General features: G+C 56.1%; 2 rRNA genes. Both read right to left on the bottom strand.

The features are described 5' to 3' along the window. Window positions 1-23: 23 nt before the first annotated feature. Window positions 24-3,153: ribosomal RNA gene (locus tag ACO0E0_RS15125) — 23S ribosomal RNA — on the bottom strand. A 641-nt stretch (window positions 3,154-3,794) separates the two neighbouring features. Beyond that, window positions 3,795-5,325, bottom strand: a 16S ribosomal RNA gene (locus ACO0E0_RS15130). The 16S and 23S rRNA genes sit together here, the layout of an rRNA operon. Window positions 5,326-5,519 lie beyond the last annotated feature (194 nt).

Here is a 5,519-nt window from a genome sequence, read left to right on the forward strand (position 1 = left end):
TTGGGTCTCCCCGGGTGGGTGGTGTAATCAAGTCATCGGCGTATTAGTACCGGTCAGCTCCACGGGTCGTTGGTCCCCGCTTCCACATCCGGCCTATCAACCCAGTCGTCTACTGGGAGCCTCTCACCCTCGAAGGGGCATGGAAATCTCATCTCGAAGACGGCTTCCCGCTTAGATGCTTTCAGCGGTTATCCGGTCCGAACGTAGCTAATCAGCGGTGCTCTTGGCAGAACAACTGACACACCAGAGGTTCGTCCATCCCGGTCCTCTCGTACTAGGGATAGATCTTCTCAAATTTCCTACGCGCGCAGCGGATAGGGACCGAACTGTCTCACGACGTTCTAAACCCAGCTCGCGTACCGCTTTAATGGGCGAACAGCCCAACCCTTGGGACCTACTCCAGCCCCAGGATGCGACGAGCCGACATCGAGGTGCCAAACCATGCCGTCGATATGGACTCTTGGGCAAGATCAGCCTGTTATCCCCGAGGTACCTTTTATCCGTTGAGCGACAGCGCTTCCACAAGCCACTGCCGGATCACTAGTCCCGACTTTCGTCCCTGCTCGACTTGTCAGTCTCACAGTCAAGCTCCCTTGTGCACTTACACTCGACACCTGATTGCCAACCAGGTTGAGGGAACCTTTGGGCGCCTCCGTTACTTTTTAGGAGGCAACCGCCCCAGTTAAACTACCCATCAGGCACTGTCCGTGAACCCGATCAGGGTCCTACGTTAGACATCCAGAGTGACCAGAGTGGTATTTCAACAATGACTCCACGAACACTAGCGTGCCCGCTTCACAGTCTCCCACCTATCCTACACAAGCCACACCGAACACCAATACCAAACTATAGTAAAGGTCACGGGGTCTTTCCGTCCTGCTGCGCGTAACGAGCATCTTTACTCGTAGTGCAATTTCGCCGAGTTCGCGGTTGAGACAGCTGGGAAGTCGTTACGCCATTCGTGCAGGTCGGAACTTACCCGACAAGGAATTTCGCTACCTTAGGATGGTTATAGTTACCACCGCCGTTTACTGGGGCTTAAATTCTGAGCTTCGCCGTGAGGCTAACCCTTCCTCTTAACCTTCCAGCACCGGGCAGGCGTCAGTCCGTATACATCGTCTTGCGACTTCGCACGGACCTGTGTTTTTAGTAAACAGTCGCTTCCCACTGGTCTCTGCGGCCTTTCACGCTCCGACAGCAAGTGTCTTCACGTGTCCGGCCCCCCTTCTCCCGAAGTTACGGGGGCATTTTGCCGAGTTCCTTAACCACGATTCTCTCGATCTCCTTGGTATTCTCTACCTGACCACCTGAGTCGGTTTCGGGTACGGGCGGCTGCAACCTCGCGTCGATGCTTTTCTCGGCAGCATAGGATCACTGATTTCCCCTTGACGGGTACGCATCGGATCTCAGGCATACAGACGACGGATTTGCCTATCGTCAGCCCTACATCCTTACACCAGGTTCACCTTACGGATACCATCGCCTGGCTCAGCTACCTTCCTGCGTCACACCTGTTACTACGCTAACCGCACCAGCATGGGGTCGAGCGTTAGACCGGCACTCCATCACCCCGAAGGGATCCGAATACACCGGGTTAGGACTCTTAGCACCACTGGATTAGCTTGGGCGGTTGTTCGCCGGTACGGGAATATCAACCCGTTGTCCATCGACTACGCCTGTCGGCCTCGCCTTAGGTCCCGACTTACCCAGGGCGGATTAGCCTGGCCCTGGAACCCTTGGTCTTTCGGAGGACGGGTTTCTCACCCGTCTTTCGCTACTCATGCCTGCATTCTCACTCGTGTAGCGTCCACGGCTGGATCACTCCGCCGCTTCACTCGCCACACGACGCTCTCCTACCACTCCGTACGACTGAACCACGAAGGCTTGTCACTGTACGAAATCTACAACTTCGGCGGTGTGCTTGAGCCCCGTTACATTGTCGGCGCGGAATCACTTGACCAGTGAGCTATTACGCACTCTTTCAAGGGTGGCTGCTTCTAAGCCAACCTCCTGGTTGTCTGTGCAACTCCACATCCTTTCCCACTTAGCACACGCTTAGGGGCCTTAGTTGGTAGTCTGGGTTGTTTCCCTCTCGACGATGAAGCTTATCCCCCACCGTCTCACTGCTGCGCTCTCACTTACCGGCATTCGGAGTTTGGCTGACGTCAGTAACCTTTTGGGGCCCATCGGCCATCCAGTAGCTCTACCTCCGGCAAGAAACACGCAACGCTGCACCTAAATGCATTTCGGAGAGAACCAGCTATCACGAAGTTTGATTGGCCTTTCACCCCTATCCACAGCTCATCCCCTCCATTTTCAACTGAAGTGGGTTCGGTCCTCCACGACGTCTTACCGTCGCTTCAACCTGGCCATGGATAGATCACTTCGCTTCGGGTCTAGGACATGCGACTGTATCGCCCTATTCAGACTCGCTTTCGCTACGGCTACCCCACACGGGTTAACCTCGCCACATATCGCTAACTCGCAGGCTCATTCTTCAAAAGGCACGCTGTCACCCCTACCATGGAGGCTCCAACGGTTTGTAAGCAAACGGTTTCAGGTACTATTTCACTCCCCTCCCGGGGTACTTTTCACCTTTCCCTCACGGTACTTGTCCGCTATCGGTCATCTGGGAGTATTTAGGCTTATCAGGTGGTCCTGACAGATTCACACGGGATTTCTCGGGCCCCGTGCTACTTGGGATACACATCCGGCCATAACACCATTTCGTCTACGGGGCTGGCACCCACTACGGCCCGGCTTTCAAACCGGTTCGACTATGATGCGCTGTAACCGCCCCAGTCCGGCAGAACTGAGCGACGTGTCCCACAACCCCGACCATGCAACGCCCGCCGGCTATCACACATGATCGGTTTAGCCTCATCCGCTTTCGCTCGCCACTACTCACGGAATCACATGTTGTTTTCTCTTCCTGTGGGTACTGAGATGTTTCACTTCCCCACGTTCCCTCTACCCGCCCTATACATTCAGGCGGGAGTCACCAGGTCGCAAAACGCCTGGCGGGGTTTCCCCATTCGGAAATCCTCGGCTCACAGCTCGATTATCAGCTCCCCGAGGCTTATCGCAGATTTCTACGTCCTTCTTCGGCTCCAGATGCCAAGGCATCCACCGTTTGCTCTTAAAAACTTGACCACAAAGAAGACCACGACACCCCCGAACCCCCACACATGGGAACCCGGACCATCGCGGCCATATCAGTGTTGGAATCGTCTCCCCCACACACACCGACCCGAAGGCCCGCCCATGCAGAGGTGGCGATCGCACTCTTATACGACACCCGTCAGTCCCACCACCGTCCCAACCCCTCCGAAGAGCAGCCCGACCGGCAACGATCCCAACGAGTATCAAAGATGCTCGCGTCCACTGTGTAGTTCTCAACATACGATCGGCACCAGCCCGCCCCAGCATCCGCTGGCTTGGCACTGACCCGACAAGGAACACCACCCCATCCGACCGGAAGCCGCAACGACTCCCACCCGAACCAGCTGGCGTGCCACCCGATGATCCCCCACCACAAGCAGGGACCCACCGGACAGCCTGGTCCCTCAGGACCCAACAACGTGCACAACACAAACCCGAACCACACCCGACCCGTTCCAACACCCCATGCCCGAAGACACCGAAGCGCGTACTAGGACCAGCTCTGACCGACCTGCATCCACTGTCAACGTTCCACCCATGAGCGACCGGCGAGGACGTACGCCTCGATCCGGCGCCTGGACACCCACACCAACCATCCGGTCAGCATGTTCACGGTGCCAGATGCTCCTTAGAAAGGAGGTGATCCAGCCGCACCTTCCGGTACGGCTACCTTGTTACGACTTAGTCCTAATTACCGATCCCACCTTCGACGGCTCCTTCCACAAGGGTTAGGCCACCGGCTTCGGGTGTTACCGACTTTCATGACTTGACGGGCGGTGTGTACAAGGCCCGGGAACGTATTCACCGCAGCGTTGCTGATCTGCGATTACTAGCGACTCCGACTTCATGAGGTCGAGTTGCAGACCTCAATCCGAACTGAGACCGGCTTTTTGGGATTCGCTCCACCTTACGGTATCGCAGCCCTTTGTACCGGCCATTGTAGCATGCGTGAAGCCCAAGACATAAGGGGCATGATGATTTGACGTCATCCCCACCTTCCTCCGAGTTGACCCCGGCAGTCTCCTATGAGTCCCCGGCCGAACCGCTGGCAACATAGAACGAGGGTTGCGCTCGTTGCGGGACTTAACCCAACATCTCACGACACGAGCTGACGACAACCATGCACCACCTGTGTACCGACCCGTAAGGGGGCAACCATCTCTGGAAGTTTCCGGTACATGTCAAGCCTTGGTAAGGTTCTTCGCGTTGCATCGAATTAATCCGCATGCTCCGCCGCTTGTGCGGGCCCCCGTCAATTCCTTTGAGTTTTAGCCTTGCGGCCGTACTCCCCAGGCGGGGCGCTTAATGCGTTAGCTACGACACAGAAACCGTGGAAAGGTCCCTACATCTAGCGCCCAACGTTTACGGCGTGGACTACCAGGGTATCTAATCCTGTTCGCTCCCCACGCTTTCGCTCCTCAGCGTCAGTAACGGCCCAGAGATCTGCCTTCGCCATCGGTGTTCCTCCTGATATCTGCGCATTCCACCGCTACACCAGGAATTCCAATCTCCCCTACCGCACTCTAGTCTGCCCGTACCCACTGCAAGCCCGAGGTTGAGCCTCGGGATTTCACAGCAGACGCGACAAACCGCCTACGAGCTCTTTACGCCCAATAATTCCGGACAACGCTTGCACCCTACGTATTACCGCGGCTGCTGGCACGTAGTTAGCCGGTGCTTTTTCTGCAGGTACCGTCAAGAACCAAAGGTCCCCTTCTTCCCTACTAAAAGAGGTTTACAACCCGAAGGCCGTCGTCCCTCACGCGGCGTTGCTGCATCAGGCTTTCGCCCATTGTGCAATATTCCCCACTGCTGCCTCCCGTAGGAGTCTGGGCCGTGTCTCAGTCCCAGTGTGGCCGGTCACCCTCTCAGGCCGGCTACCCGTCGTCGCCTTGGTGAGCCATTACCTCACCAACAAGCTGATAGGCCGCGAGTCCATCCCCAACCAAAAAATCTTTCCACGACCAGACCATGCGATCGGCCGTCATATCCAGTATTAGACGTCGTTTCCAACGCTTATCCCAGAGTCAGGGGCAGGTTACTCACGTGTTACTCACCCGTTCGCCACTAATCCACCCAGCAAGCTGGGCATCATCGTTCGACTTGCATGTGTTAAGCACGCCGCCAGCGTTCGTCCTGAGCCAGGATCAAACTCTCCGTAAAAAACGTTCACCACCATCCGAAGACGGCAGCTGAATTTGATGCTGACTGATAGACTGTCTACTGACAATCATTCAATCCAAAGGAATTGTCTCCGAACGACAGACGCAACCAGAAAAGGAAACACCCATCGCACGAGGTCAATAAATTGGCATTGACAATGTGCACGCTGTTGAGTTCTCAAGGACCAGACGCAC

It is taken from the genome of Curtobacterium phyllosphaerae, from assembly GCF_049341865.1.
Taxonomy (GTDB): domain Bacteria; phylum Actinomycetota; class Actinomycetes; order Actinomycetales; family Microbacteriaceae; genus Curtobacterium; species Curtobacterium phyllosphaerae.